This is a genomic window from Bacillus sp. JJ1503, from assembly GCF_036965125.1.
Lineage (GTDB): Bacteria > Bacillota > Bacilli > Bacillales > Cytobacillaceae > Cytobacillus.
Window position 1 is genome coordinate 1 of record NZ_JBALOZ010000474.1, and the last position, 1,058, is coordinate 1,058.

Genomic DNA, 1,058 nt, shown 5'->3' on the forward strand with positions numbered 1-1,058 from the left:
TTTTAACATCACTTTAAAAAATTGACTAATTATTTTGGATACATTAAAATTTTACATTTCCTTATTTATTTGAAATAATATTAGTCAAAATATTTTAAAAATATTGAATTATAATCTAAATAGTGATTTAATAAATTTATATTGGTTGGGTCACTATGCCATGATTTCAGAGGCTAGGGAGAATTTCAATGGTTCTATCCATATCAAAGATTAAAAGGAGGATAGAAGAAGTTAGTTTCTTAATTTGCAACACAAATTGGGGGTACTGATTATGAAGGATGTTGAAGTAACAGTTATGCGGTTTGATCCACAAATAGACGATGAGCCTAAGTATGAAACATTTCAAATTGAAGCTAAAAAAAATATGACGGTATTGGATAGCTTGTTTCTAATCGTCGAGGATCAGGATCCCAGTCTATCGTTCCGGTGTGCTTGCAGACTGGGAATGTGCGGTTCCTGCGGGATGGTAATTAATGGGCGAGGCCGTTTAGCATGCCGAACTAAAATTGAACATTTAGGGGATAAAATACTCGTTCAACCTATGAGAAACATGGACGTAATAAAAGATTTAGCCGTCAATATGGATAAATTCTTTCAAAATTGGGAGAAGGTAAAACCTTATTTTGTTCCAAAAGAAGAAACGGACGAGTTTGCTATTATTCCTCCATCATCAGGAAGACGAGAAATCATAGATGAAAATCAAGATTGTATTACTTGCGGATTGTGTTTTCAATCCTGTAATACCGTTTCACTTAGAGGTGTAGATGAGTTTATCGGTCCAGCTGCGTTAAACCGAGCTTACAATTTGATTGCAGATGAAAGAGATGGAGCTAGAGAGGAAAGGCTAGACATGGTCGTAGAAACCGACGGGGCATTTGGCTGCCGTTCATTTAGTGCATGTGTGGAGGTTTGTCCAAAAGGAATTAAACCAATGGCAACAATCCAGAAAATCAAAATGAAGCAGTTGAAAAGAGCGATAGGTATGAAATGGTAATTCGACTAAACGATAGGAGATGGTTTGGGAATGGCTTCAACTAGTTTGCAAACAAGTAAAAATG

The 1,058-nt window shown here is 35.7% G+C and carries 1 protein-coding gene; it reads left to right on the forward strand.

Annotated features, from left to right (window positions below):
* Positions 1-271: 271 nt before the first annotated feature.
* On the forward strand, positions 272-994 hold the full coding sequence (locus V7149_RS25420) for a succinate dehydrogenase/fumarate reductase iron-sulfur subunit (RefSeq protein WP_335348344.1): 723 nt from the start codon (positions 272-274) through the stop codon (positions 992-994).
* Positions 995-1,058: the final 64 nt, after the last annotated feature.

Excerpts from the sequence above, each read along its gene's own strand:
- V7149_RS25420 (WP_335348344.1), top strand. The coding sequence starts at position 272 with ATGAAGGATGTTGAAGTAACAGTTATGCGGTTTGATCCACAAATAGAC.